This is a genomic window from Klebsiella sp. 7-CIP_Kleb., from assembly GCF_050378655.1.
GTDB lineage: Bacteria > Pseudomonadota > Gammaproteobacteria > Enterobacterales > Enterobacteriaceae > Klebsiella > Klebsiella quasipneumoniae.
On the sequence record NZ_JBNRLJ010000008.1, the window covers coordinates 37,940 to 62,316 of the forward strand.

Annotated in this window: 27 protein-coding genes and 1 pseudogene; 21 read left to right on the top strand and 7 right to left on the bottom strand. The window is 50.1% G+C overall.

The window, feature by feature from the left end; translation table 11 throughout:
- Positions 1–88: 88 nt before the first annotated feature.
- Positions 89–1,564 carry a copper/silver sensor histidine kinase SilS gene (gene silS, locus ACQUTI_RS22155; protein WP_000555737.1) on the bottom strand — a complete coding sequence of 492 codons (1,476 nt, stop codon included), beginning with the start codon at positions 1,562–1,564 and terminating at the stop codon, positions 89–91.
- Complete coding sequence (silR, locus tag ACQUTI_RS22160) at positions 1,557–2,237, bottom strand: copper/silver response regulator transcription factor SilR (RefSeq protein ID WP_000697969.1); 681 nt, start codon at positions 2,235–2,237, stop codon at positions 1,557–1,559. Before silR ends, silS begins: the two co-directional genes overlap by 8 nt.
- A gap of 189 nt (positions 2,238–2,426) precedes the next feature.
- On the opposite strand from silR, the gene silC reads away from it, so the two are divergent.
- The 7 genes from silC (at position 2,427) to ACQUTI_RS22195 (ending at position 12,096) form a co-directional block, all read left to right on the top strand.
- Entirely contained in the window at positions 2,427–3,812 is a 1,386-nt protein-coding gene (silC, locus tag ACQUTI_RS22165; protein WP_000475503.1) for a Cu(+)/Ag(+) efflux RND transporter outer membrane channel SilC, read from the top strand.
- Positions 3,813–3,840: 28 nt separating this feature from the next.
- Positions 3,841–4,194 (top strand): cation efflux system protein CusF, encoded by a 354-nt coding sequence (cusF, locus tag ACQUTI_RS22170; RefSeq protein WP_001246153.1) that lies wholly within the window; start codon positions 3,841–3,843, stop codon positions 4,192–4,194.
- Positions 4,195–4,307: 113 nt separating this feature from the next.
- A complete protein-coding gene (silB, locus tag ACQUTI_RS22175; protein WP_004098959.1) occupies positions 4,308–5,600 on the top strand; it encodes a Cu(+)/Ag(+) efflux RND transporter periplasmic adaptor subunit SilB in 1,293 nt (430 codons plus the stop codon).
- Between the two features lie 10 nt (positions 5,601–5,610).
- Positions 5,611–8,757: a Cu(+)/Ag(+) efflux RND transporter permease subunit SilA gene (gene silA / locus ACQUTI_RS22180; RefSeq protein WP_000574021.1), complete on the top strand. Its 3,147-nt coding sequence runs from the start codon at positions 5,611–5,613 to the stop codon at positions 8,755–8,757.
- An 86-nt stretch (positions 8,758–8,843) separates the two neighbouring features.
- Positions 8,844–9,284: a DUF411 domain-containing protein gene (locus tag ACQUTI_RS22185; protein WP_428923369.1), complete on the top strand. Its 441-nt coding sequence runs from the start codon at positions 8,844–8,846 to the stop codon at positions 9,282–9,284.
- A 126-nt stretch (positions 9,285–9,410) separates the two neighbouring features.
- The gene (gene silP, locus ACQUTI_RS22190; protein WP_428923370.1) at positions 9,411–11,858 is read left to right on the top strand and encodes an Ag(+)-translocating P-type ATPase SilP; all 2,448 of its coding nucleotides are present in this window, start codon (positions 9,411–9,413) and stop codon (positions 11,856–11,858) included.
- A 40-nt stretch (positions 11,859–11,898) separates the two neighbouring features.
- Positions 11,899–12,096 (top strand): DUF2933 domain-containing protein, encoded by a 198-nt coding sequence (locus ACQUTI_RS22195; protein WP_004388331.1) that lies wholly within the window; start codon positions 11,899–11,901, stop codon positions 12,094–12,096.
- 33 nt (positions 12,097–12,129) lie between these two features.
- On the opposite strand, the gene ACQUTI_RS22200 is transcribed toward ACQUTI_RS22195, so the two are convergent.
- A complete protein-coding gene (locus tag ACQUTI_RS22200) occupies positions 12,130–12,867 on the bottom strand; it encodes a peptidoglycan DD-metalloendopeptidase family protein (protein WP_004388332.1) in 738 nt (245 codons plus the stop codon).
- Between the two features lie 288 nt (positions 12,868–13,155).
- Complete coding sequence (locus ACQUTI_RS22205; protein ID WP_202696157.1) at positions 13,156–13,605, bottom strand: copper resistance protein; 450 nt, start codon at positions 13,603–13,605, stop codon at positions 13,156–13,158.
- A gap of 234 nt (positions 13,606–13,839) precedes the next feature.
- Between ACQUTI_RS22205 and pcoA the strand changes: the two genes are divergently transcribed.
- The 7 genes from pcoA (at position 13,840) to ACQUTI_RS22240 (ending at position 20,689) form a co-directional block, all read left to right on the top strand.
- Positions 13,840–15,657, top strand: coding sequence for a multicopper oxidase PcoA (gene pcoA, locus ACQUTI_RS22210; RefSeq protein WP_275368960.1), 1,818 nt, complete (start codon positions 13,840–13,842; stop codon positions 15,655–15,657).
- Positions 15,658–15,662: 5 nt separating this feature from the next.
- The gene (gene pcoB / locus ACQUTI_RS22215) at positions 15,663–16,553 is read left to right on the top strand and encodes a copper resistance outer membrane transporter PcoB (RefSeq protein WP_001378118.1); all 891 of its coding nucleotides are present in this window, start codon (positions 15,663–15,665) and stop codon (positions 16,551–16,553) included.
- Between the two features lie 39 nt (positions 16,554–16,592).
- Positions 16,593–16,973 carry a copper resistance system metallochaperone PcoC gene (pcoC, locus tag ACQUTI_RS22220; protein ID WP_000025662.1) on the top strand — a complete coding sequence of 127 codons (381 nt, stop codon included), beginning with the start codon at positions 16,593–16,595 and terminating at the stop codon, positions 16,971–16,973.
- Positions 16,974–17,028: 55 nt separating this feature from the next.
- A complete protein-coding gene (gene pcoD / locus ACQUTI_RS22225; RefSeq protein WP_080821469.1) occupies positions 17,029–17,907 on the top strand; it encodes a copper resistance inner membrane protein PcoD in 879 nt (292 codons plus the stop codon).
- A 54-nt stretch (positions 17,908–17,961) separates the two neighbouring features.
- The gene (pcoR, locus tag ACQUTI_RS22230) at positions 17,962–18,642 is read left to right on the top strand and encodes a copper response regulator transcription factor PcoR (RefSeq protein WP_275368958.1); all 681 of its coding nucleotides are present in this window, start codon (positions 17,962–17,964) and stop codon (positions 18,640–18,642) included.
- On the top strand, positions 18,639–20,039 hold the full coding sequence (gene pcoS / locus ACQUTI_RS22235; RefSeq protein WP_002436614.1) for a copper resistance membrane spanning protein PcoS: 1,401 nt from the start codon (positions 18,639–18,641) through the stop codon (positions 20,037–20,039). Before pcoR ends, pcoS begins: the two co-directional genes overlap by 4 nt.
- A gap of 215 nt (positions 20,040–20,254) precedes the next feature.
- Entirely contained in the window at positions 20,255–20,689 is a 435-nt protein-coding gene (locus ACQUTI_RS22240; protein WP_004118347.1) for a hypothetical protein, read from the top strand.
- 179 nt (positions 20,690–20,868) lie between these two features.
- On the opposite strand, the pseudogene ACQUTI_RS22245 reads toward ACQUTI_RS22240, so the two are convergent.
- The 3 genes and pseudogenes from ACQUTI_RS22245 to ACQUTI_RS22255 form a co-directional block, all read right to left on the bottom strand.
- Positions 20,869–21,031, bottom strand: a pseudogene (locus ACQUTI_RS22245) (type II toxin-antitoxin system RelE/ParE family toxin).
- Between the two features lie 36 nt (positions 21,032–21,067).
- The gene (locus ACQUTI_RS22250; protein WP_325913338.1) at positions 21,068–21,187 is read right to left on the bottom strand and encodes a type II toxin-antitoxin system RelE/ParE family toxin; all 120 of its coding nucleotides are present in this window, start codon (positions 21,185–21,187) and stop codon (positions 21,068–21,070) included.
- The gene (locus tag ACQUTI_RS22255) at positions 21,153–21,332 is read right to left on the bottom strand and encodes a type II toxin-antitoxin system ParD family antitoxin (RefSeq protein WP_004118349.1); all 180 of its coding nucleotides are present in this window, start codon (positions 21,330–21,332) and stop codon (positions 21,153–21,155) included. Before ACQUTI_RS22255 ends, ACQUTI_RS22250 begins: the two co-directional genes overlap by 35 nt.
- A gap of 313 nt (positions 21,333–21,645) precedes the next feature.
- On the opposite strand from ACQUTI_RS22255, the gene ACQUTI_RS22260 reads away from it, so the two are divergent.
- From ACQUTI_RS22260 to ACQUTI_RS22290, 7 genes are all read left to right on the top strand, one after another.
- Entirely contained in the window at positions 21,646–21,909 is a 264-nt protein-coding gene (locus ACQUTI_RS22260; protein WP_009310051.1) for a hypothetical protein, read from the top strand.
- Positions 21,906–22,472 carry a hypothetical protein gene (locus ACQUTI_RS22265; protein WP_009310052.1) on the top strand — a complete coding sequence of 189 codons (567 nt, stop codon included), beginning with the start codon at positions 21,906–21,908 and terminating at the stop codon, positions 22,470–22,472. Before ACQUTI_RS22260 ends, ACQUTI_RS22265 begins: the two co-directional genes overlap by 4 nt.
- A gap of 30 nt (positions 22,473–22,502) precedes the next feature.
- On the top strand, positions 22,503–22,997 hold the full coding sequence (locus tag ACQUTI_RS22270; protein ID WP_275368972.1) for a DNA-binding protein: 495 nt from the start codon (positions 22,503–22,505) through the stop codon (positions 22,995–22,997).
- A 43-nt stretch (positions 22,998–23,040) separates the two neighbouring features.
- The gene (locus tag ACQUTI_RS22275; protein ID WP_080861682.1) at positions 23,041–23,409 is read left to right on the top strand and encodes a hypothetical protein; all 369 of its coding nucleotides are present in this window, start codon (positions 23,041–23,043) and stop codon (positions 23,407–23,409) included.
- Between the two features lie 30 nt (positions 23,410–23,439).
- Positions 23,440–23,643, top strand: a complete 204-nt coding sequence (locus tag ACQUTI_RS22280) for an HHA domain-containing protein (RefSeq protein WP_004098931.1) — start codon at positions 23,440–23,442, stop codon at positions 23,641–23,643.
- Positions 23,644–23,691: 48 nt separating this feature from the next.
- Positions 23,692–23,949, top strand: coding sequence for a hypothetical protein (locus ACQUTI_RS22285; protein WP_004098928.1), 258 nt, complete (start codon positions 23,692–23,694; stop codon positions 23,947–23,949).
- Between the two features lie 75 nt (positions 23,950–24,024).
- Positions 24,025–24,279 carry a hypothetical protein gene (locus ACQUTI_RS22290; RefSeq protein WP_004118702.1) on the top strand — a complete coding sequence of 85 codons (255 nt, stop codon included), beginning with the start codon at positions 24,025–24,027 and terminating at the stop codon, positions 24,277–24,279.
- Positions 24,280–24,377 lie beyond the last annotated feature (98 nt).

The window sequence follows — 24,377 nt, forward strand, 5'->3', positions numbered from 1 at the left end:
TTCCTGATAAGTTGCACTAATTATATCGAATGGCTTCTGTTTGCTGCATGACAGGCTAATGACATCTTTGTCATTTACATCTTTATTTTCAGCATTGGGTTTCCGGGATCATTTTCTCCAGTCTGGGCACGGATAAGATAAAACGCGTGGAGCGTACGTCTGATTCCACCTGCACTCTTCCGTGATGTGCTTCCACGATTGACTTCACAATCGCAAGGCCGATGCCGCTGCCTTCTCCTTTTCGTTGTCTGGATGGATCCACCCGATAAAAACGGTCAAACAGCCTTGATAAATGTTCTTCAGGGATCGGTTTCCCCGGATTTTCAATCACAAGGTCAAAAAAGCTCTCCTGCTCTCTTATTGAGACGGTGATTGCCTGTCCCTCCGGGGTATAACGCAGGGCATTGGATAACAGATTATTGATCGCCCTTCTGAACATTTGTGGATCTCCCTCAACCAGGCAGGGCATCCCGTTAAATTTGAGCGTGATATTGCGTTCTTCGGCCCAGGCTTCGAAAAACTCGAAGACTTTCATGACTTCCGCTCTGAGGTCAAACATGACCCTGTCAGGTATCAGCTGATTATTATCTGCCTGTGCCAGGAACAGCATATCGCTGACCATTTTGGTCATCCGGTTATACTCTTCAAGACTGGAATAGAGGACATCCTCAAGTTCCCTCTGTGTTCGATCCTGACTCAGTGCGATTTCAGTCTGCGTCACCAGATTGGTGATGGGCGTTCTGATCTCATGCGCGATATCGGCAGAGAAATTGGCCTGGCGGGTAAAGACATCCTCAATCTTTCCAATCATATGATTGAACGAGATAACCAGTTGCTCCAGCTCAATGGGAACGCGTGTCGGTTCCAGTCGCGCATCAAGATTCTCGGAGGTGATGTTTTTAATGGCATTGCTGACATTACGAAGGGGCAGGTGCCCCTGACGGACAGCGATTCGAATGATCAGAACAATCAACAGGCTTATCACGACGGCAATCGCAATCAGGTTCTTTTTCAGCGCATCGAGGTAATGGAGATGGAAATTAATGGATAGGCCAGTCAGCATGACATAGTTCTGCTGTTTGCCCTGAAATATCGCCTGACCAGAGGAGGCGATAATCCTGTATGTTTCCATCTTCATTTCGGACCCGGTATCCATCGGTCCCGCAGGATCCTCCACCGTCCAGAGAAAGACATCCCGTGCGCGGCTGTGCTCGCTAAAATCTGCTGAATTCACTGCCGGGCGTAGTGCCGCCCCCTGAGCTGAGCTAAAGAGCACTTCACCCCTGGGATTGAGGAGCAAAAGGGCAACGTTGCGGTAGCTGGCAATTGATTCCTTTATTTTGCTTATTTTTTTATCATCCGGATCCACCGGGGACTGCAGTATACGGTTCAGTGTGGTGCTGATTTGTTGAAGATCGCTGACATCCTGCTCGGCAAAATGATTTTCAACAGAATGCAGCATAAACCAGGTGAAGGCGATAAAAGCCAGTATCGTGGACAGGCTGATAAAAAAGGTCAGCCGCAGAGCGAGTGAGAAAGGGCGTCTGGAAGGTTTGCTATGCATCCGGGACCTCCAGCATGTAGCCCACGCCCCGGACTGTCTGGATCAGCTTTGTCCCGTAATCGTTGTCTATTTTAGCGCGGAGTCGCTTTACTGCGACATCGATCGCATTAGTGTCGCTGTCAAAATTCATGTCCCAGACCTGAGAGGCAATCAGGGAGCGGGGAAGAACCTCTCCCTGATGGCGAATGAAGAATTCCAGCAGGCTGAACTCTTTACTGGTGAGCACAATGCGGTTTCCGGCGCGACTGACTTTTCTGGATACGAGATCAATCGAGAGGTCAGCCACCTTAAACTGGCTTTCCGTGATCATCGTGTTTCCCCGCCTCAGAAGGGTTCTCACCCGGGCGAGCAGTTCGGCAAACGCAAAGGGTTTAACCAGATAATCGTCCGCACCCAGTTCCAGTCCTTTGACCCTATGTTCGATCGTGCCGAGGGCTGTCAGCAGTAATACCGGCATACCCTTTCCGGCAGTGCGCAGCATGCGGATGATATCCCAGCCGTTCACATCAGGTAGCATGATATCCAGAATGACTAAATCATACTCGGCTGTCATGGCGAGATGATATCCGGTAAGACCATTATCAGCGTGATCCACTACGAACCCTGCCTCTGTAAGCCCTTTGCTGAGATATTCACCTGTTTTAATTTCGTCTTCGACGATCAATATTTTCATCTTGCTCCCCGGCTGGCTGCTAATGTCATTCTATTGCGCCCACGATCGTTATCAACGGATTACAGCAAAAATGACAACATTGTCATTATCCTGTCACTCGGCAAACAGAGAGCGTTAGGTAAAGTACCCCTATCAATACTCTGGACTTCATTTGAACCATTTACCAGGTCTGCCTGGACGAGAAGCGTTATGTTCAAATTAAAATTACTCAGCATTAGCACGATATTCATCCTGGCAGGCTGCGTGTCGCTTGCGCCTGAATATCAGCGGCCCGCAGCACCGGTACCCCAGCAGTTTTCACTGTCCCATAACAGCCTGACGCCAGCGGTAAATGGCTATCAGGATACGGGCTGGCGTAACTTTTTTGTCGATCCCCAGGTTACCCGGTTGATCGGTGAAGCTCTGACTAATAACCGTGATTTGAGAATGGCTGCCCTGAAGGTTGAAGAGGCCCGAGCCCAGTTCAACGTCACGGATGCAGATCGTTATCCCCAGCTGAATGCCTCATCCGGGATAACATACAGCGGTGGTCTGAAAGGTGACAAGCCGACCACACAGGAGTACGACGCGAGACTGGAGCTCAGCTATGAGCTCGATTTTTTCGGCAAACTTAAGAACATGAGTGATGCTGACCGCCAGAACTACTTTGCCAGCGAAGAAGCCCGTCGGGCCGTACACATCCTGCTGGTCTCCAACGTTTCACAGAGCTATTTCAGCCAGCAACTGGCGTACGAACAACTCCGTATTGCGCGGGAAACGCTGAAAAATTATGAACAGTCCTATGCTTTCGTTGAGCAACAGCTCGTGACCGGGAGTACGAACGTTCTGGCACTTGAACAGGCGAGAGGACAAATCGAAAGTACCCGCGCCGAAATAGCCAAACGAGAAGGCGATCTGGCTCAGGCAAACAATGCCCTGCAACTGGTGCTGGGAACGTACCGCGCACTTCCGTCAGAAAAAGGGATGAAAGGCGGGGAGATCGCACCAGTAAAATTGCCACCAAATCTATCTTCACAAATTTTACTGCAGCGACCGGATATTATGGAAGCGGAATATCAGCTGAAAGCGGCTGATGCCAATATTGGCGCAGCGCGAGCGGCCTTTTTCCCCTCCATTACCCTGACCAGTGGTCTTTCCGCAAGCAGTACGGAGCTGTCAAGCCTGTTTACGTCAGGAAGTGGAATGTGGAATTTTATCCCTAAAATTGAAATTCCTATTTTTAATGCTGGCAGGAATAAAGCCAATCTGAAGCTGGCTGAAATTCGCCAGCAACAATCGGTGGTTAATTACGAACAAAAAATTCAGTCAGCCTTTAAGGATGTTTCCGACACGCTTGCGCTGCGCGACAGCCTTAGCCAGCAACTTGAGTCACAGCAGCGTTATCTTGATTCACTTCAGATAACTCTCCAGCGTGCCAGAGGATTATATGCAAGTGGTGCTGTCAGTTACATCGAAGTGCTGGATGCAGAACGTTCCCTCTTCGCTACGCAGCAAACCATTCTCGATCTTACCTATTCCCGACAGGTTAACGAAATTAATCTGTTTACCGCGCTGGGTGGCGGTTGGGTAGAGTAAATTTATTTAATTAATCAGGAAATTAAAAATGCGTAATTCACTTAAAGCCGTTTTATTTGGTGCCTTCTCTGTCATGTTTTCTGCCGGTCTTCATGCTGAAACACATCAGCATGGCGATATGAATGCTGCCAGTGATGCTTCGGTACAGCAGGTTATCAAGGGCACCGGTGTCGTTAAAGACATTGATATGAATAGTAAAAAGATTACCATTTCGCACGAAGCAATCCCTGCTGTGGGCTGGCCTGCAATGACCATGCGCTTCACTTTTGTTAATGCAGACGACGCTATCAATGCCCTGAAAACCGGCAACCATGTCGATTTCTCGTTTATTCAGCAGGGCAATATCTCCTTACTCAAAAGCATTAACGTTACGCAATCCTGATTATCAGTCCGGAGCGAATACATCCAGTGCGCCTGAACATTCATTAAGGGATTACTGTGAATGAATGATCGGGCGCATATGCCAGGTGTTTTGATTTTTCAGCGAGAAATTGTATGGCTTCTTTAAAGATAAAATATGCTGCAATAATTATCAGCAGCCTCATAGCAGGAGGGCTGATATCGGTTACTGCCTGGCAGTATGTAAACTCATCACAAAAAACAGTACAAACCGAACAAAAGGCACCGGAGCGAAAGGTACTTTTCTGGTATGACCCGATGAAACCGGATACCAAATTTGATAAACCCGGAAAATCGCCCTTTATGGATATGGACCTGGTGCCAAAATATGCTGATGAAAGCGGCGATAAAAGCAGTGGCGGGATCCGTATCGATCCAACGCAGGTTCAGAATCTGGGATTAAAAACGCAAAAAGTCACGCGAGGAATGCTGAATTATTCTCAGACAATCCCGGCTAATGTCAGTTACAACGAGTATCAGTTTGTCATTGTGCAGGCGCGCTCTGACGGTTTCGTCGAAAAAGTGTATCCCCTGACGATTGGCGATCATGTGAAGAAAGGCACTCCGCTTATCGATATCACCATTCCTGAATGGGTTGAGGCACAAAGTGAGTTCCTGCTGTTATCCGGTACAGGCGGTACGTCAACCCAGATAAAAGGGGTTCTGGAGCGACTTCGTCTGGCTGGTATGCCGGAAGAGGATATTCAAAGGCTGCGTTCAACCCGCACAATCCAGACCCGTTTTACCATTAAAGCACCTATTGATGGTGTCATTACTGCGTTTGACCTGCGCACCGGCATGAATATTTCGAAAGATAAAGTAGTGGCTCAGATTCAGGGGATGGACCCGGTCTGGATCAGCGCTGCAGTGCCAGAATCTATCGCATATCTGCTGAAAGATACGTCGCAGTTTGAAATTTCGGTACCGGCTTATCCGGATAAAACATTCCATGTCGAAAAATGGAACATTCTTCCCAGCGTGGATCAGACAACCCGTACGCTTCAGGTCCGTCTCCAGGTTTCTAATAAGGATGAGTTTCTCAAGCCGGGCATGAATGCCTATCTGAAACTGAATACCAAGAGCCAGGAGATGCTGCTGATACCAAGCCAGGCAGTTATCGATACCGGCAAAGAACAGCGCGTGATTACTGTTGATGATGAAGGCAAGTTTGTGCCGAAACAGATCCACGTTCTGCATGAATCACAGCAACAGTCCGGCATCGGTTCCGGCCTGAATGAAGGCGATACCGTGGTGGTCAGTGGCCTGTTCCTCATTGACTCCGAAGCCAATATTACGGGCGCGCTGGAACGTATGCGCCACCCTGAAAAAACAGAAAGCAGTATGCCAGCAATGTCTGACCAGCCTGTAAATATGCATTCAGGGCACTGAGGAGACGACGATGATTGAATGGATTATCCGGCGCTCTGTCGCCAACCGTTTCCTGGTCATGATGGGGGCCCTGTTTCTCAGCATCTGGGGTACATGGACGATTATTAACACGCCGGTCGATGCCTTGCCTGACCTGTCAGATGTGCAGGTCATTATCAAAACCAGCTATCCCGGCCAGGCCCCGCAGATTGTAGAAAACCAGGTCACCTATCCACTTACCACCACCATGCTGTCCGTACCTGGCGCAAAAACCGTGCGTGGTTTTTCACAGTTCGGGGATTCGTATGTGTATGTCATTTTTGAAGACGGCACCGATCTGTACTGGGCCCGTTCCCGCGTGCTGGAATATCTGAATCAGGTTCAGGGAAAACTGCCTGCCGGTGTGAGTTCTGAAATCGGTCCTGATGCCACGGGTGTGGGCTGGATTTTTGAATATGCCCTTGTCGATCGCAACGGAAAACACGACCTTTCAGAACTGCGCTCTCTGCAGGACTGGTTCCTGAAATTTGAGCTGAAAACCATCCCGAACGTGGCTGAGGTCGCTTCGGTTGGCGGCGTGGTGAAACAGTACCAGATTCAGGTCAATCCGGTAAAACTGTCCCAGTACGGTATCAGCCTGCCCGAAGTGAAACAGGCACTTGAATCGTCTAACCAGGAGGCCGGTGGCTCATCCGTTGAAATGGCCGAAGCGGAGTATATGGTCCGTGCCAGCGGTTATCTTCAGAGCATTGATGATTTTAATAACATCGTCCTGAAAACAGGTGAGAACGGCGTGCCGGTTTATCTGCGGGATGTTGCCCGCGTGCAGACCGGGCCCGAAATGAGGCGTGGTATTGCCGAGCTGAACGGCCAGGGAGAAGTCGCTGGCGGCGTGGTGATCCTGCGGTCGGGTAAAAATGCGCGCGACGTTATCACGGCAGTGAGGGATAAACTGGAGACGCTGAAGGCCAGCCTGCCGGAAGGCGTTGAAATCGTGACCACCTACGATCGCAGCCAGTTAATCGACCGGGCGATTGATAACCTCAGTTCCAAACTTCTGGAAGAGTTTATCGTGGTGGCCATCGTCTGTGCTCTGTTCCTGTGGCACGTACGTTCTGCCCTGGTGGCGATTATCTCTCTGCCGCTTGGCCTGTGTATCGCCTTTATCGTCATGCACTTCCAGGGACTGAACGCCAATATCATGTCGCTGGGAGGGATAGCGATTGCCGTCGGTGCGATGGTGGATGCCGCCATTGTGATGATTGAAAATGCGCACAAACGGCTTGAGGAGTGGGATCATCAGCATCCGGGTGAGCAGATTGACAACGCCACCCGCTGGAAGGTGATTACCGACGCCTCCGTGGAAGTGGGACCCGCGTTGTTCATTAGCCTGCTGATCATCACCCTGTCCTTTATTCCTATCTTTACCCTGGAAGGGCAGGAAGGTCGTCTGTTTGGCCCGCTGGCATTCACGAAAACGTACTCCATGGCGGGAGCGGCCGCACTGGCCATCATCGTCATTCCTATTCTGATGGGATTCTGGATCCGGGGGAAAATTCCTGCCGAGACAAGTAACCCCCTGAACCGGGTGCTGATCAAAGCGTATCATCCTTTGCTGCTGCGGGTCCTCCACTGGCCAAAAACAACCCTGCTGGTTGCGGCCTTGTCCATTTTCACGGTTATCTGGCCACTGAGTCAGGTGGGCGGTGAATTTCTGCCGAAGATTAACGAGGGCGATCTGCTGTATATGCCGTCGACCTTGCCTGGCGTCTCTCCGGCAGAAGCTGCAGCGCTCCTGCAGACAACAGACAAGTTAATCAAAAGCGTTCCTGAAGTGGCTTCTGTATTTGGCAAGACCGGTAAAGCAGAGACCGCAACGGATTCCGCGCCGCTCGAAATGGTGGAAACCACGATCCAGCTCAAACCTGAGGATCAGTGGCGTCCCGGCATGACAATTGACAAGATTATTGATGAACTCGACAGGACAGTCCGTTTACCGGGTCTGGCAAACCTCTGGGTGCCGCCTATCCGTAACCGTATTGATATGCTCTCAACCGGGATCAAAAGCCCGATAGGTATCAAAGTGTCCGGGACTGTTCTGTCCGATATCGACGCGACAGCGCAGAGTATCGAGGCGGTAGCCAAAACCGTGCCTGGCGTGGTGTCTGTCCTGGCTGAGCGACTTGAGGGCGGGCGCTACATCGATATCGATATCAACCGGGAGAAAGCCTCCCGCTACGGGATGACGGTAGGTGATGTCCAGCTGTTCGTCTCTTCAGCAATCGGAGGTGCTATGGTGGGTGAGACGGTTGAAGGGGTGGCCCGGTACCCTATTAACATTCGCTACCCGCAGGATTACCGGAACAGTCCGCAGGCGCTGAAACAGATGCCGATCCTGACCCCGATGAAGCAGCAGATCACGCTGGGCGATGTCGCGGATATTAACGTCGTTTCTGGACCAACCATGCTGAAAACCGAAAATGCCCGGCCAGCCAGCTGGATTTATGTTGATGCCCGCGGCAGGGACATGGTGTCGGTGGTTAACGACATTAAGACGGCCATCAGCGAGAAAGTGAAACTGAGACCGGGAACCAGTGTGGCATTCTCCGGACAGTTTGAACTGCTTGAGCATGCCAACAAGAAACTGAAGCTGATGGTGCCGATGACGGTGATGATCATTTTCATCCTGTTGTATCTGGCATTCCGCCGGGTTGACGAAGCCCTGCTGATCCTGATGAGCCTGCCGTTCGCCCTGGTTGGCGGAATATGGTTCCTGTACTGGCAGGGCTTCCATATGTCAGTGGCGACCGGAACCGGGTTTATCGCCCTGGCCGGGGTGGCAGCAGAGTTTGGCGTGGTCATGCTGATGTATCTGCGTCATGCCATTGAAGCGCACCCGGAATTGTCCCGTAAAGAGACGTTCACACCGGAAGGTCTTGATGAAGCCCTCTATCATGGTGCCGTACTGCGTGTCCGGCCGAAAGCCATGACCGTGGCGGTGATCATTGCGGGTCTGCTGCCAATACTCTGGGGAACCGGCGCAGGTTCAGAAGTCATGAGCCGTATTGCGGCACCCATGATTGGTGGGATGATCACGGCTCCGCTGCTGTCCCTGTTCATTATTCCTGCCGCCTACAAATTAATCTGGCTGCGCAGACATAAAAAAAGCGTGTCCTGAACCTGAAAGGGCACCCCCTGTGGGTGTCCTTCTTTACTGATTCACCCTGACGTCAGGGTTTATATCGATAATATACAGAGGTGAGTATGAAAAAAGTGGTTCTAATGGCGCTGGCTCTCGGCCTTTCACTACCCGCGATGGCGAGTGAAAAAGTGATTGATATGTACAAATCTGAAAACTGTGGCTGTTGTTCCCTGTGGGGCAAAGCGATGGAAAAAGACGGGTTTGAAGTACGAACTCACGTCATGAATGATCAGGCGCTGTCAGCCCTGAAAGAAAAGCATTCTATTCCTGCAGGACTACGAAGTTGTCATACCGCGGTTGCCGGTAATTTGATCATTGAAGGCCATGTGCCTGCGACAACGATACATAAGGCAATGCAGTCTGGTTCGGGTATATACGGTCTCGCCACCCCCGGTATGCCAGCAGGAAGTCCTGGAATGGAGATGGGAGCCCGAAAAGAGGCTTACGATGTTATCGCATTCTCACCGGATGGAAGTAAAAAAGTCTTCCAGCGAATCGAATAGTCAGCGGAACGGCTGATAACGGGACGCCGGTAGCAGGCACTCCTGTGCCGGCGATATTCGTGGTAATCGCATCCATGACATACCCTGAAGACAGAAGATGCTTCGGTATGCATAAGGAGAGTTACTGTGAAAAATGACAATGCAGTGCAACACAACAACCAGACTGCTTCTGAGCAGACATTATCCCCGGACGAGGGCCACGTATTGCATAAGGTGAGAGATCCCGTGTGCGGGATGGCCATCCTGCCCGACAGGGCGCACAGCAGCATTCGATACCAGGACCACCAACTTTATTTCTGCTCCGCCAGCTGTGAGAGTAAATTTAAAGCCCATCCCGATCGTTATCTTACCGAAGATGCCAGTGAACATTCCCATCACCATCACCACGATCATCACGAAGTCAGCCCTGATCAGATAAAACAGCCTCACAACCAGGCGGAAAAAGAGAATTCTGAAGGTGTGTGGACATGTCCGATGCACCCGGAGATACGCCGCAGTGGTCCCGGAAGCTGTCCTGTCTGTGGAATGGCACTGGAGCCGCTCGTAGCTACGGCATCCACGGGGCCGAGTGATGAACTTCACGACATGACAAGACGCTTCTGGCTGGGGTTGTTGCTGGCGTTTCCGGTTCTGGTACTCGAAATGGGATCTCATCTGTTTCCCGACTTGAAGAATACAGTACCGCCACAGTACAACACATGGCTGCAGTTGCTTCTGGCCTCCCCTGTCGTGTTGTGGTGTGGCTGGCCATTCTTCGCCCGGGCCGGAATGTCGTTACGTAACCGCTCCCTGAATATGTTTACCCTTGTTGCAATGGGGACCGGCGTAGCCTGGGTTTACAGCGTCATTGCAACCGTCTTCCCCTCCTGGTTTCCTGCATCGTTCAGAAACATGGATGGCCTGGTGGCCGTTTATTTTGAAGCCGCAGCAGTTATTACGGTGCTTGTTCTGCTGGGACAGGTTCTTGAGCTGCGGGCACGGGAACAAACCTCAGGCGCCATTACTGCGCTTCTGAACCTTGCCCCCAAAACCGCCAGACGGCTGGATCATGACGGTCATGAAACGGATATTAATGCGGAAGATGTCCTGCCTGGCGATAAGCTCCGCATCAGACCTGGAGAGAGTATTCCGGTCGACGGTATCGTGATCGAAGGCAAAACAACCGTTGATGAATCGATGGTGACCGGGGAGTCTATGCCGGTTACCAAAACGAAGGGTGACCCTGTCATTGGGGGGACGATTAATCAGACAGGTAGTCTTATCATCTGTGCAGAGAAAGTCGGTGATGAAACGATGCTCTCACGAATTGTTCAGATGGTCGCTGATGCACAGCGTTCGCGTGCCCCCATCCAGAGAATGGCAGACAGCGTTTCAGGCTGGTTTGTTCCTCTGGTGATACTTATCGCGGTTGTTGCTTTCTTGATCTGGTCTGTCTGGGGGCCCGAGCCCAGGATGGCGCACGGTCTCATTGCGGCTGTGTCGGTCCTGATTATTGCCTGTCCCTGCGCGCTGGGACTGGCCACGCCGATGTCGATAATGGTGGGGGTGGGCAAAGGCGCCCAGGCCGGGGTGTTAATCAGGAATGCCGAAGCCCTTGAGCGTCTTGAAAAAGTGGACACGCTGGTTGTCGACAAAACAGGCACGCTCACGGAAGGTTCGCCTACGGTGACAGGGATTATCAGTCTCAGTCCGGGTGGGGAAATATCTCTTTTACGTGTAACAGCTGCAGTGGAAAAAGGTTCGCAGCATCCGTTGGGTATGGCTGTTGTCAGAGCCGCGCATGAAAAGGGGATCGTGATACCTGCCGTCAGTAATTTCAATGCCCCGTCGGGGAAAGGTGTCTCAGGCGATGTCGAAGGTCAACGGGTTGTTATTGGTAATGAACTGGCTATGCAGGAAAACAGTATCGTTATTGATAATCAAAAGGCCGTTGCGGATACGTTGCGGATGGAAGGCGCTACCGTTATCTATGTGGCCACAGACGGGAACCTTGCAGGCCTGATAGCTATCTCGGATCCCGTGAAAGCAACCACGCCGGATGCGCTTAAAGCTTTGCGTCAGGCGGGGATCCGCATTGTTATGCTCACCGGGGATAACCAGCTTACTGCTGAAGCAGTCGCACGGAAACTGGGAATAGATGAGGTTGAAGCCGGGATTCTGCCGGATGGCAAAAAAGCAGTGATAACCCGACTGAAAGAGTCTGGCCATGTGGTTGCGATGGCCGGAGACGGTGTGAATGATGCCCCGGCGCTGGCAGCGGCTGACGTGGGTATAGCCATGGGAACGGGTACAGATGTGGCAATAGAAAGTGCTGGCGTTACCCTTCTCAAAGGCGATTTGATGATACTCAACAGGGCCCGTCATCTGTCAGAGATCACCATGAAAAATATCCGGCAGAATCTGTTTTTTGCGTTTATCTACAATGCTCTTGGGGTGCCTGTAGCTGCAGGTCTGCTTTATCCTGTGTATGGAATACTGCTGTCGCCAGTTATTGCGGCGGCGGCTATGGCCCTTTCCTCCGTTAGCGTCATTGCAAATGCGTTGCGTCTGAAAAGTGTCAGGCTCGGGAAATAACCCTGAATGAAGGGTCTGTTACTAACAGAAGGAGTCCGGTATGAAAAGTACAACCTATGCGCTTATTGCTGTCGCCGCGATTGCGGCATTTGCTCTCCTGCGCGAACACTGGTCACATGTGGCAGGCTACTGGCCATATCTGTTACTGCTGCTTTGTCCGCTCATGCATCTTTTCCACGGTCACGGGGGGCATGGAGATCATCAACATCACGGAAGTGAAAACGATAAAAAAAATTAATCCGGCAGACGGGACCGCGTCGCGGTCCCGTTATCAGTCCAGGTATCGTTCGTAGTCTCTGGCATGCGCAAAGGCATGCTGTTCGAGTTTGTTATCAGCGGGTGCCGCCGTCCGGAACGCCAGTGAGTTAACAGGATTGTTATTGATGACCAGCTCGTAATGCAGATGAGGACCGGATGAACGTCCGCTGTTACCGGATAACGCAATAGCGTCTCCCCGGGTAACCCTGGCCCCTTTAGTAACGAGTATTTTATTGAGGTGGAGATAGCGAGTTTTAACACCGGCTTTTCCCGTTACTTCAACAAAATATCCCATGGTACTGTTGTATTCGGCCCGGGTGATTTTTCCGTCGATGACGCTGACTATTTTCGTGTTCATGGGCATGGAATAATCAATGCCATTATGGGGACTCACTTTTCCCGATACCGGGTTAAGTCTTGCAGGATTGAAAGGCGAACTGAGTCTTGCTGTGGCCGGTAACGGATAATCGAGACTGCCTTTCCCGGAAGTATCGGAAAGGTTATAGAACTTTTTATCTGATATACGATACGCCGTGTAATTAAATGAACCGGACGTAAATTTATAGGCCACGACACGTGATTTTCCCGCTTTCTTTTGCAGTACGAGTTTTAATGATTCATTTTTTTTCAAATGCCGCAGATTAAACCGGGAAGGCAAGGAGCGCTGAAGAGTAGCGATCTCGTTCGATTCCAGCCCCGAGCGGGTGGCTGAAAGGTAGGCATTTTCTTTTACGACATCGGTAGAATACATTTACTGGAATTCGCCGTTAGCATGAACACTGCGGCGTATGCTAGGGGTTTTCAGGAGGCGTGTCATCTGTCAGTTAATCGGGAGCACCGTTGATGGTCGTCATTTTTGTAACATATCTTGTTTCCCGTTTGCTCCTGAAGCTCTGGGAACTGTATGACCAGCCCGACGGTGATGATTAACGGGACTGAAACAGGTTACGGCAGAGCAATATGGGGCTCATGTCCTGCTACGTAACCCGTCAGTAAAGCCCTGCTGCGCACCTGACGCTAAGCACTAACCCGCCTGCAGTTACCTGGTCGAATACAGCCCGCGAAGCTTTCTTGCCTGCGTCTGATGTGCTTCCGCACCGGCATTATTGACCTGCTCATGCACGAGAGCGGCTTTTTCTCCGGCATTCAGTTCGTTAAAAGAAGAAGACGAGGTCTTTGAATTTGCATCACTGCCGGACAGCATTTTTTTATGTTCCTCAATCATTTTCTGATGCGCATAGGACGCGCTGTTGTTCATAAATGAATGAGCAACAATGGCCCTTTCATGTTCATTCATTTCAGAGAATGAGGGCGTGTTGTTTTTATTAACCCTGTCCGGTAAGTTTTCATGCTTCGAGGAATTCACATGACTGACGGCTGAGGCATTATTAACAAATCGATGTGCTTCATGGGCAATATCACTGGACTGAGCAAAAGCTGCCCCACAAAATAAAGCTGTAAACGCAGTGGTCGTAATTAATATATTCATGTGTAATTACCTTCTGAGGTACATAAAAGATGTCCTTATGATCATATATAAAAATAATCAACCTGTGGGGAAGATGACGTAAATGTAATACAGCTATGTACATTACACGATTGTAATGAATTTGTTTCTTAAGGTGTGCTAGATTCATTTCATTGTAAGTGGATGAACCAGTAATTTAATTTAAATCGGTTCTCGAATTCTGTCAGTAACCATACTTTAAATAAGGGAATGCGCATGCTGTTGAAAACGTCTCGACGAACTTTCCTGAAGGGGTTAACCCTCTCTGGCGTAGCCGGAAGTCTTGGCGTATTGAGTTTCAATGCGCGTTCCAGTCTGAGCCTGCCAGTTGCCGCATCCCTGCAGGGTACTCAGTTTGACCTGACCATTGGTGAAACGGCCGTCAATATCACGGGCAGTGAGCGTCAGGCCAAAACAATCAATGGAGGCCTGCCGGGGCCCGTTCTTCGCTGGAAAGAAGGTGACACCATTACCCTGAAGGTCAAAAACCGTCTTAATGAACAGACGTCCATTCACTGGCACGGCATTATTCTTCCGGCCAATATGGATGGTGTTCCGGGGCTGAGTTTTATGGGCATAGAGCCTGATGATACCTACGTTTACACCTTTAAGGTTAAGCAGAACGGGACTTACTGGTACCACAGCCATTCCGGTCTGCAGGAACAGGAGGGGGTGTACGGTGCCATTATCATCGATGCCAGGGAGCCAGAACCGTTTGCTTACGATCGTGAGCATGTGGTCATGTTGTCTGACTGGACCGATGAAAATCCTCACAGCCTGCTGAAAAAATTAAAAAAACAGTCGGATTACTACAATTTCAATAAACCAACCGTTGGCTCTTTTTTCCGCGACGTGAATACCAGGGGGCTGTCAGCCACTATTGCCGATCGGAAAATGTGGGCTGAAATGAAAATGAATCCGACTGACCTCGCGGATGTCAGTGGCTACACCTACACCTATCTCATGAACGGTCAGGCCCCGCTGAAAAACTGGACCGGGCTGTTCCGTCCCGGTGAAAAGATACGCTTACGGTTTATCAACGGTTCGGCAATGACCTATTTCGATATCCGCATCCCCGGGCTGAAAATGACGGTCGTGGCTGCAGATGGCCAGTATGTAAACCCGGTTATCGTTGACGAATTCAGGATTGCCGTTGCCGAAACCTATGATGTCATTGTGGAGCCTCAGGGTGAGGCCTATACCATCTTCGCACAATCCATGGACAGGACCGGCTACGCTCGGGGGACACTGGCCACGAGAGAGGGGTTAAGTGCTGCCGTTCCCGCCCTGGATCCCCGTCCTCTGTTGACCATGGAAGATATGGGTATGGGAGGGATGGGGCATGATATGGCAGGAATGGACCACAGCCAGATGGGAGGCATGGATAACAGCGGAGAGATGATGTCTATGGACGGTGCTGATCTTGCGGATAGCGGGACATCCTCCGCGCCCATGGATCACAGCAGCATGACTGGTATGGATCATTCCCGGATGGCCGGAATGCCGGGTATGCAAAGTCATCCTGCGTCAGAAACGGGTAACCCACTGGTTGATATGCAGGCGATGAGCGTCTCTCCGAAATTAAATGATCCGGGTATTGGTCTTCGAAATAACGGAAGAAAGGTTCTCACGTACGCGGATTTGAAAAGCCGCTTTGAGGATCCTGACGGACGTGAACCTGGCCGTACCATAGAACTTCATTTAACCGGCCACATGGAAAAGTTTGCCTGGTCATTTAACGGAATCAAGTTTTCAGATTCCGCACCGGTGCTGCTGAAATACGGTGAGCGGCTCAGGATCACGCTGATCAACGATACGATGATGACTCACCCCATTCACCTGCATGGTATGTGGAGCGATCTGGAAGATGAAAACGGTAATTTCATGGTTCGTAAACACACAATAGATGTTCCCCCTGGTACAAAACGCAGTTACAGAGTGACAGCAGATGCGCTTGGCCGCTGGGCGTATCACTGCCATTTGCTCTATCACATGGAAATGGGAATGTTTCGTGAAGTCCGGGTGGAGGAATGATGCGAATGAAGAGAAATTTGAAGGCCATACCTGTTCTGGTCGCCGGTTTGTTTACCTCACAGCTTTCTATTGCGGCGGGCTCCGTCTCTGCAGATCCCCACGCCGGGCACGACATGTCTGCCATGCAGATGCCAGCAGATGAGAATTTTACTGAGATGACGTCAATGGAGCCCATTGTAACTGAGAGCAGAACGCCAATTCCGCCTGTTACCGATGCCGACCGGAAGGCTGCATTCGGCAATTTACAGGGGCATGCGATTCACGACAGTGCGATTAATTATCTGGTTCTGCTGGATCAACTGGAATGGCAACGGTCGGATAACACCAACAATTTCAGCTGGAGTGTTAACAGCTGGATTGGAGGCGACACAGATCGGATTTGGCTAAAGAGTGAAGGTGAACGAAGCAATGGGGAAACGGAGGCGGCTGAAGCGCAGTTACTCTGGGGACATGCGGTTGGCCCATGGTGGGATTTGGTTGCGGGTGTCAGGCAGGATTTCAGACCTGCTTCTGCCCGGACCTGGGCTGCTGTCGGTTTTCAGGGGCTGGCACTCTATAATTTTGAGTCTGAAATTACGGGTTTTGTCAGTAATGGCGGAAAAGCAGCCCTTCGTCTGGGAGGAGAATACGACGTTTTACTGACTAACCGGCTCATACTCCAGCCATCCTATGAGGTGAATTTCTACAGTCAGGATGATGAATCGCGGGGTCGCGGCAGGGGACTGACTGACACAGAGCTGGGGCTCCGGCTGCGCTATGAAATACGCCGTGAGTTTGCACCCTATATAGGCGTTTCCTGGAATCAACTTTACGGGAAAACATCCGATATGGCGAAAAGAGAAGGTGAGAAAGACCATCAGGTAGTATTCCTGGCGGGAGCCAGAATCTGGTTTTAACGCACTGATATAAAACACTCAACTAAACAGGTAAATAAAATGTCGATTTTAAATAAAGCCATTCTTACAGGTGGCCTCGTTATGGGCGTTGCTTTCTCTGCTATGGCCCATCCGGAATTAAAAAGCTCTGTGCCACAGGCTGATTCAGCCGTAGCGGCCCCGGAAAAGATTCAGCTTAATTTCTCGGAAAATCTGACCGTGAAATTCTCAGGTGCAAAATTAACGATGACGGGTATGAAAGGCATGTCATCACATTCTCCGATGCCGGTCGCGGCAAAAGTGGCGCCAGGCGCTGACCCTAAATCGATGGTCATTATTCCGCGAGAGCCTTTACCCGCTGGCACTTATCGTGTTGACTGGCGCGCTGTTTCTTCAGATACGCACCCTATTACCGGTAATTACACCTTTACAGTGAAGTAATATTATGAACGACCTGATTATGATTGTTATTCGTTTTCTTCTTTATCTGGATTTGATGGTAATATTTGGATTGCCATTTTTTCAGATATATGGAATAAGCGGTGTCAGACATGAAACCTATAACCTGACTAATTTCAGGTCGTTTATAACCTTTGCTGTTGTTACAGGCATCATTCTTACTGGCATTAATATGCTCCTGGTATCTAATGCCATGAGTGGAGTAACTGACCTCAGAGAATTATCCATCCATGTTATCGAGATGGTGATAGAAGAAACTGATGTGGGTATTAGCTGGATTGTCAGGCTCTGTGCCCTGTTTACCACACTCGGTGCTTTGTTCCTTTACACTAATAAGAGAGTATTGTCCTGCCTGCTGATGACGATGAGTGGGGGCGTGGCGCTGGCTACACTTGCCTGGGGAGGACACGCCGTTATGCATGACGGTCTGCATTACTATCTCCATTTACTGAGCGATCTGACCCATCTCGGCGCTGCAGGTGCCTGGACAGGTGCTCTGGTTGCATTTGCTATCCTGCTGATGCGCAGAAACGAGCATAATGCACAGAGCGTCATTGTGATATCTGACTCCCTGGCAAAATTTGCCACGGCAGGAACGGTGATTGTTGTAGCCCTGATCCTGAGTGCGCTGGTCAACTATCTGTATATTGCTGAGGGTAACTTAACTCCCTTATTCAACAGTTCCTGGGGGAGGATATTGCTTGCCAAGACGGCTCTGTTTGTTCTGATGCTTCTTCTGGCTGCAGCAAACCGGTTTCACCTGGGTCCCCGGCTTGAAGTTATGGTCAGGGAAGGGAATTATGATCGCAGCGTTGCCCTGATGCGAAACAGCATCCTGACAGAATTCGTTGTTGCGATTATCATTCTGGGCGCCGTAGCGTGGCTTGGAATGCTTGCTCCGTCTCAGATCAGCTAGGGGACAGCCAAAGCTCATGCGTGAGATTTTTACTTTCATATCAGCGAGTTGACCATGCAGCGTATTTTAATCGTTGAAGACGAACAAAAAACAGGTCGTTACCTGCAGCAGGGACTGGTTGAGGAAGGCTATCAGGCCGATCTCTTTAATAATGGCCGCGATGGTCTCGGGGCCGCGTCGAAGGGACAGTATGATTTGATAATACTGGACGTGATGCTGCCTTTCCTCGACGGGTGGCAAATCATCAGCGCACTGAGGGAGTCCGGGCACGAAGAACCGGTCCTGTTTTTAACCGCAAAGGACAACGTGCGGGACAAAGTGAAAGGACTGGAGCTTGGCGCAGATGACTACCTGATTAAGCCCTTTGATTTTACGGAGCTGGTTGCACGTGTAAGAACCCTACTGCGCCGGGTACGCTCGCAGGCCGCAACAGTCTGCACCATCGCCGATATGACCGTTGATATGGTGCGCCGGACCGTGATCCGTTCGGGGAAGAAGATCCATCTCACCGGTAAAGAATACGTTCTGCTTGAGTTGCTGCTGCAACGCACCGGAGAAGTGTTACCCAGGAGTCTTATCTCGTCCCTGGTCTGGAACATGAATTTTGACAGTGATACGAATGTGATTGATGTCGCCGTGAGACGTCTGAGAAGTAAAATTGATGATGACTTTGAGCCAAAACTGATCCATACCGTTCGCGGTGCCGGATATGTCCTGGAGATCAGAGAAGAGTGAGGTTCAAAATTTCCCTGACCACACGCCTGAGCCTGATTTTTTCTGCGGTGATGCTTACGGTATGGTGGTTATCAAGTTTTATCCTGATTAGCACCCTGAATGGCTATTTCGATAATCAGGACCGCGATTTTCTGACAGGTAAACTTCAGCTCACCGAAGAGTTTCTTAAAACAGAGACGTTCAGGAACAAAACGGATATTAAGTCATTATCAGAAAAAATAAACGATGCGATGGTGGGGCACAATGGCTTATTCATTTCTATAAAAAACATGGAAAATGAAAAAATTGTTGAACTCTATGCCAAAAATTCTGTTGTTCCAGCGGTCCTGCTTAATAAGTCGGGTGATATTCTCGACTATATGATCCAGACGGAAGAAAATAACACCGTGTACCGCAGTATCTCGCGGCGGGTTGCCGTGACGCCGGAACAGGGTAAAAGCAAACATGTCATCATTACGGTTGCCACGGATACTGGGTATCACACCCTGTTTATGGACAAACTCAGTACCTGGCTGTTCTGGTTCAATATCGGTCTGGTCTTTATTTCTGTTTTTCTGGGCTGGCTGACCACACGTATTGGTCTGAAACCGCTACGGGAAATGACCAGTCTGGCTTCCTCCATGACCGTACACAGCCTGGATCAGCGTCTAAATCCCGATCTGGCTCCGCCGGAAATCTCTGAGACCATGCAGGAGTTCAATAATATGTTTGATCGCCTGGAGGGGGCATTCCGGAAACTGTCAGATTTCTCGTCTGACATCGCGCATGAGCTGCGCACACCAGTCAGTAATCTGATGATGCAGACGCAGTTTGCACTGGCTAAGGAAAGGGATGTTTCGCATTACCGCGAAATTTTATTCGCTAACCTGGAAGAACTGAAAAGGTTGTCACGAATGACCAGTGACATGCTTTTTCTGGCACGTTCAGAGCATGGTCTGCTGCGGCTGGATAAACATGATGTGGATCTGGCAGCCGAACTGAATGAATTACGTGAGTTGTTCGAGCCCCTGGCAGACGAAACAGGAAAGACAATCACGGTTGAAGGAGAGGGCGTTGTTGCCGGAGACAGCGATATGCTCCGACGTGCTTTCAGTAACCTGCTTTCCAATGCAATCAAGTATTCTCCCGATAACACCTGTACAGCGATACACCTTGAGCGTGACAGTGACTGTGTGAACGTGATGATTACGAATACGATGTCCGGCCAGGTTCCCGCTAATCTGGAACGTTTGTTTGACCGGTTCTATCGCGCAGACTCATCAAGGTTCTACAACACGGAAGGCGCGGGGCTGGGATTATCAATTACAAGGTCGATCATTCATGCTCACGGCGGCGAGCTGTCAGCAGAACAGCAGGGGCGGGAAATTGTGTTCAGTGTGCGTCTGTTAATGGATTAATACCGTTATTCAGGAGAAACCCGGAAGGTGACAAAAATGTCATCGTTCAGTCACGCGATAAACAGAGGCGGTTTTTTATAATCAGCCATAAATCAGGACAGCGTGATAATTCAATCGCCCGGTTCCTGGCGTGATGATCAACCAGCCCTGAGATCAAATGCTTTCTCTGTTATAAGCATTGATTGTTCGGGTATGAAAACACCGGAGACCCAACCATGAAAAAGATCCTTGTATCCTTTATTGCCATGATGGCTGTCGCTTCATCTGCCTGGGCTGCAGAGACAATGAACATGCATGACCAGGTAAATAATGCCCAGGCGCCTGCCCATCAGATGCAATCATCCGCTGAAAAAAGTGCAGTTCAGGGGGAGAGCATGAAAATGATGGATATGAGCGGTCACGATCAGGCCGCAATGTCCCATGAAATGATGCAAAACGGCAATTCTGCCGCCCATCAGGACATGGCTGAAATGCATAAAAAAATGATGAAAGCCAAACCTGAGAACACCCAAGAAACTGCTAAGCCATTTTCCGAAATGAGCGAGCATGAGAAAGCCGCTGTTGTGCATGAGAAGGCGAATAATGGCCAGTCTTCCGTTATTCATCAGCAACAGGCGGAAAAGCATCGCAGCCAGATCACCCAGAATTAACCCGCAACTCCACTTGTCAGACCCTCATTTGACGCCGAAGTCACTGGCTTACGCTCCCGTCCGGGAGCGTTTTTTTTATAAGCGAAATGAATAATAATGAAAGGGTCCATACACAATGTTTTTTTTGGTCATGTCGACCTCACAATTAACTTATATTGTTTGAGAATCCTGTTCCCCGGTCATCTCCAGGGGGCATGTCGCGCCGTATCCTGAGACTGGCTGAGAATACGAATGACCGTAACCATAGAATGTGATGATACAAAATAGATCGTATGCCGGTTCTACCGGCAGTGTGCAGATATCGTCTCCCAGCTCTGCACAATGCGTGCCGATATCATGCATGGCCAGCACATCAAATACTGCAGCTATACGACCGATCTATGCATCCGCCTGAACAACCCCGATCTGTCTGAAGCTGAAGTCCCAGATGGCCTCCAGATCCTCTTCTGCTTTGGGTGTCAGATCAATCTCTTTCATTTGCCACCCTGGCCCTGACATTCCTCAGGAATGCATTCTTGTTCCATGGTTTCGCCTCGCCGCTGCTGATCCCTTCGGCCAGCAGATCGCGCAGTTCCTGAAGTCTGGATTCAGCCTGCTTTTCATGCAGCTCATCACCCACGTCCACCGTCATCGTACGAGCCATAACCCCTCCATATCTTAATGTAAGATTTATTCTTACATCATTAAATCAGCTTACTACGCTGCTTCCATCTCCGGCATTTTTTCAAAACAGCCCTGCTGCAGTCTGGAGATCCGACTTAGCCAGAAACCGGATCTGCGCGGCGGGAAACGCGCAAAGGATATGATAATTAAACCAAAAACATAAAATCATACTGAATGTGATATTTAGCATTAAACACATAACAATATCTGATATGATATTTGAATTATTAGTAAGAAATCATACATGATATGATTTTTAACCTAACCGGACATGTTCAGACGGAGCGAGCAGGATGGATGAGAAAGAAGTGAATTTTTCACTCAGCTATGAGCAGCTGACCCGGATAGCGGAAGAGCGTATCCGTGAATGCAATCTGGACAGCCAGGGCGCGATTTACATCAGCGAGTCAGCCAAGGCCGGTGCCGTGCTGAGCTATTGGTATGAACTGGCCATAAATGGCTATGCCTCAGTGAATGCCATAAAGAGACAAGAGCTCATAGACGCCGATCACCTGCGCCTCAGACAACTCATCTGGCCGGAGGCGGACAAGCAATGACTCAGGCGCGCCGACCATCGCCGCTGCAGCGGCGGGTGCTGATTGTGCTGGCCGCCCTCGATGCGAAACGGCCGGGCCCGGTGGCGACGCGGGATATCGAGCGGGTGCTGGAGCAGGGCGGGGACGCCCCGGTGTACGGGCCGAACCTGCGCGCCTCCTGCCGGCGCATGGAAGCCGCGGGCTGGCTGCGCACCCTGCGCGCCCCGAACCTGCAGCTGGCCGTCGAGCTGACGGAGGCCGGTCGCGGCATTGCAGAACCGCTCTTCCAGGCAGAACGCGAGGCTGAAACGGCACGACAACGACTGACAGACGTCCGGCGTCTGCCGTTACGCCAGACGGCTGCCGGTGACGCGGTGGAGCTGCAGCTGGATGACGGCCATTACACCATCAGGGAAGCGGCCTACGTGATCCGTCTGGACGGTACCACCTGTCTGCAGCTGACGGATGCCGGCGGCATACGCCGGATAAAAGAGGGCGATCCCCTGCAGGTGGCCAGCTGGTATCAGACCTGTTTTGATGCAGGCCTGCCGGTCACCGTCCAGGTGAATGAGAGCCGGGACTGATCGCCACCACACAAGGAACATGAGCATAAAATGAAAGTCACTGAACCCGGGCTGAATAAGCTGATCGATAACCTGAACACCCTGATTTGCGAGGACAGCCTGCTCACGCGCCAGGAGCGTGAAACGCTGGTACTGGCCGTCGCCGCTATCGGCGCCATGAAAGCGCGCGTCGGCTTGAAAAAAGGCGATGCGCCGACCGTTGCCAGACGGGAAAAAAGGGAGAAAAAAGACCGCCAGCCTGATCCGCGTTTTCCGCGAGCCGGTCATCCCTGGCAGGAAGACGAAAAAACCTTACTGAGTGATGCGCTCGATTCGGTACCGGACGAAGAGATTGGCAAGCATCTGTTCTGGCTTTCCGAGAAACTGGGCAGAACGCCTTTCAGTGTTGCTTTCCAGATCGCGGCAATCAGGGAGCTGCAGGACGGGTGGGAGGAGCAGTTCAAGGAGATTTCGGATAACATACGCTTGTCCGGCCTGAGCATCAGTGATTATCTGAAGCAGAACGGCACGGACCTGAACGCCTGAATGCCATTTTCGTTACAGACAAATTATATAACTGAGGGCAGTGATGAAAACAGCGGTATGGGTGGTGGTGTATTTCGCGATGTGTTTTCTGCTTTTCACAGGATGGATGTTCGCCTTTGCGCAGTATACGCCCTATAACGGGCAGGAACACGCGTTTTCTCTGACGTATCTGCTTAATTTATTTTTTCTTCATGTTGTGATGGTACCTTACTACGAGTTTATTCAGACTGAAACATACAGCAATGCATTAATGAGTATGGCAGATGAATCCGGTCAGATGATACGTTTTCATCACGTAGTGCCTGTTCTCTGGATATATAGTCTGTCCGCACTCTTAACTTTTGCGGTTTACATTACATATGCAAAATGGTTCACTCATAACCGACTGAAAGAAAAGCATCTTCCAGAATGATATTACCGGGACACCTCAGGATATAAATTAATGACGAAACAGGAATGGATTTTACGACTACGCCGCTGTACATCACAGGAAACTCTGGAAAGGATAATAGAAAAAAATAAATATTCCCTGACGGATGACGAACTTGAGCACTTTAATGCCGCAGTGGATCACCGGCTGGCGGAAATGGCAATGGGGAAGTTTTATGATAAAATACCTGCAGGCGTCTGGAAATATGTTAAATAATACAGCCAGCATCAGTCTGTTCGCAGTTATCTCACCTGGAGCGCAATCATGAATATGATATTTGAACTGATTGGATTGTTACTGGTAGTCGGATGCGCATTCTTCACCACTTTTTTCTTAGCCGCAGTAGCAGGCACTATGGTAGTTATTCTTGGATGGGGAATTTCTATTGTCACCCCGAAGGTGGTTACCTGTACTAATGATTGCATCACTACTGTTTTTGATGCCAAACCCTTTGGCTGGCTTCTGATTGTGTTTTCATTAACCATGATGTTCTTTATTATCAGGGGTATGATTAAACGTTAGATTGCCTTTAGTGTGTAGTTAAATCATCATCACAACAGCGTTAATCTGAAACTGATATTGCCGGAGGGGATCATCATGACGGGAAGAGGCATTAACACAGTACGTATCGGTGATGAAGTGAAGCACATCGCCGAGCTCGATGCACTAACACTCATGCATGAATGGTCAAAGCTTAAAAAAGAAAATGCAGACCTGTATGACTATAACCGTCAGGTTAACCGGGGGTGGCGCGGTTTTATTCTTCGCCTGATGGGTATCCATTTGCCTGAAAAAAAACGTGTTTGTCTTTATGGCATTAATGCCAGAAAAGAATCCATCTATCCCGACTGAAGCCGTGCTGGCAGTGATAGTGAGCAGGCCATTGCAGAAGAATAGCTGTAATTTGACGCTAAGTTGCTGATATTTAACATAAAACGCATTATCGACAC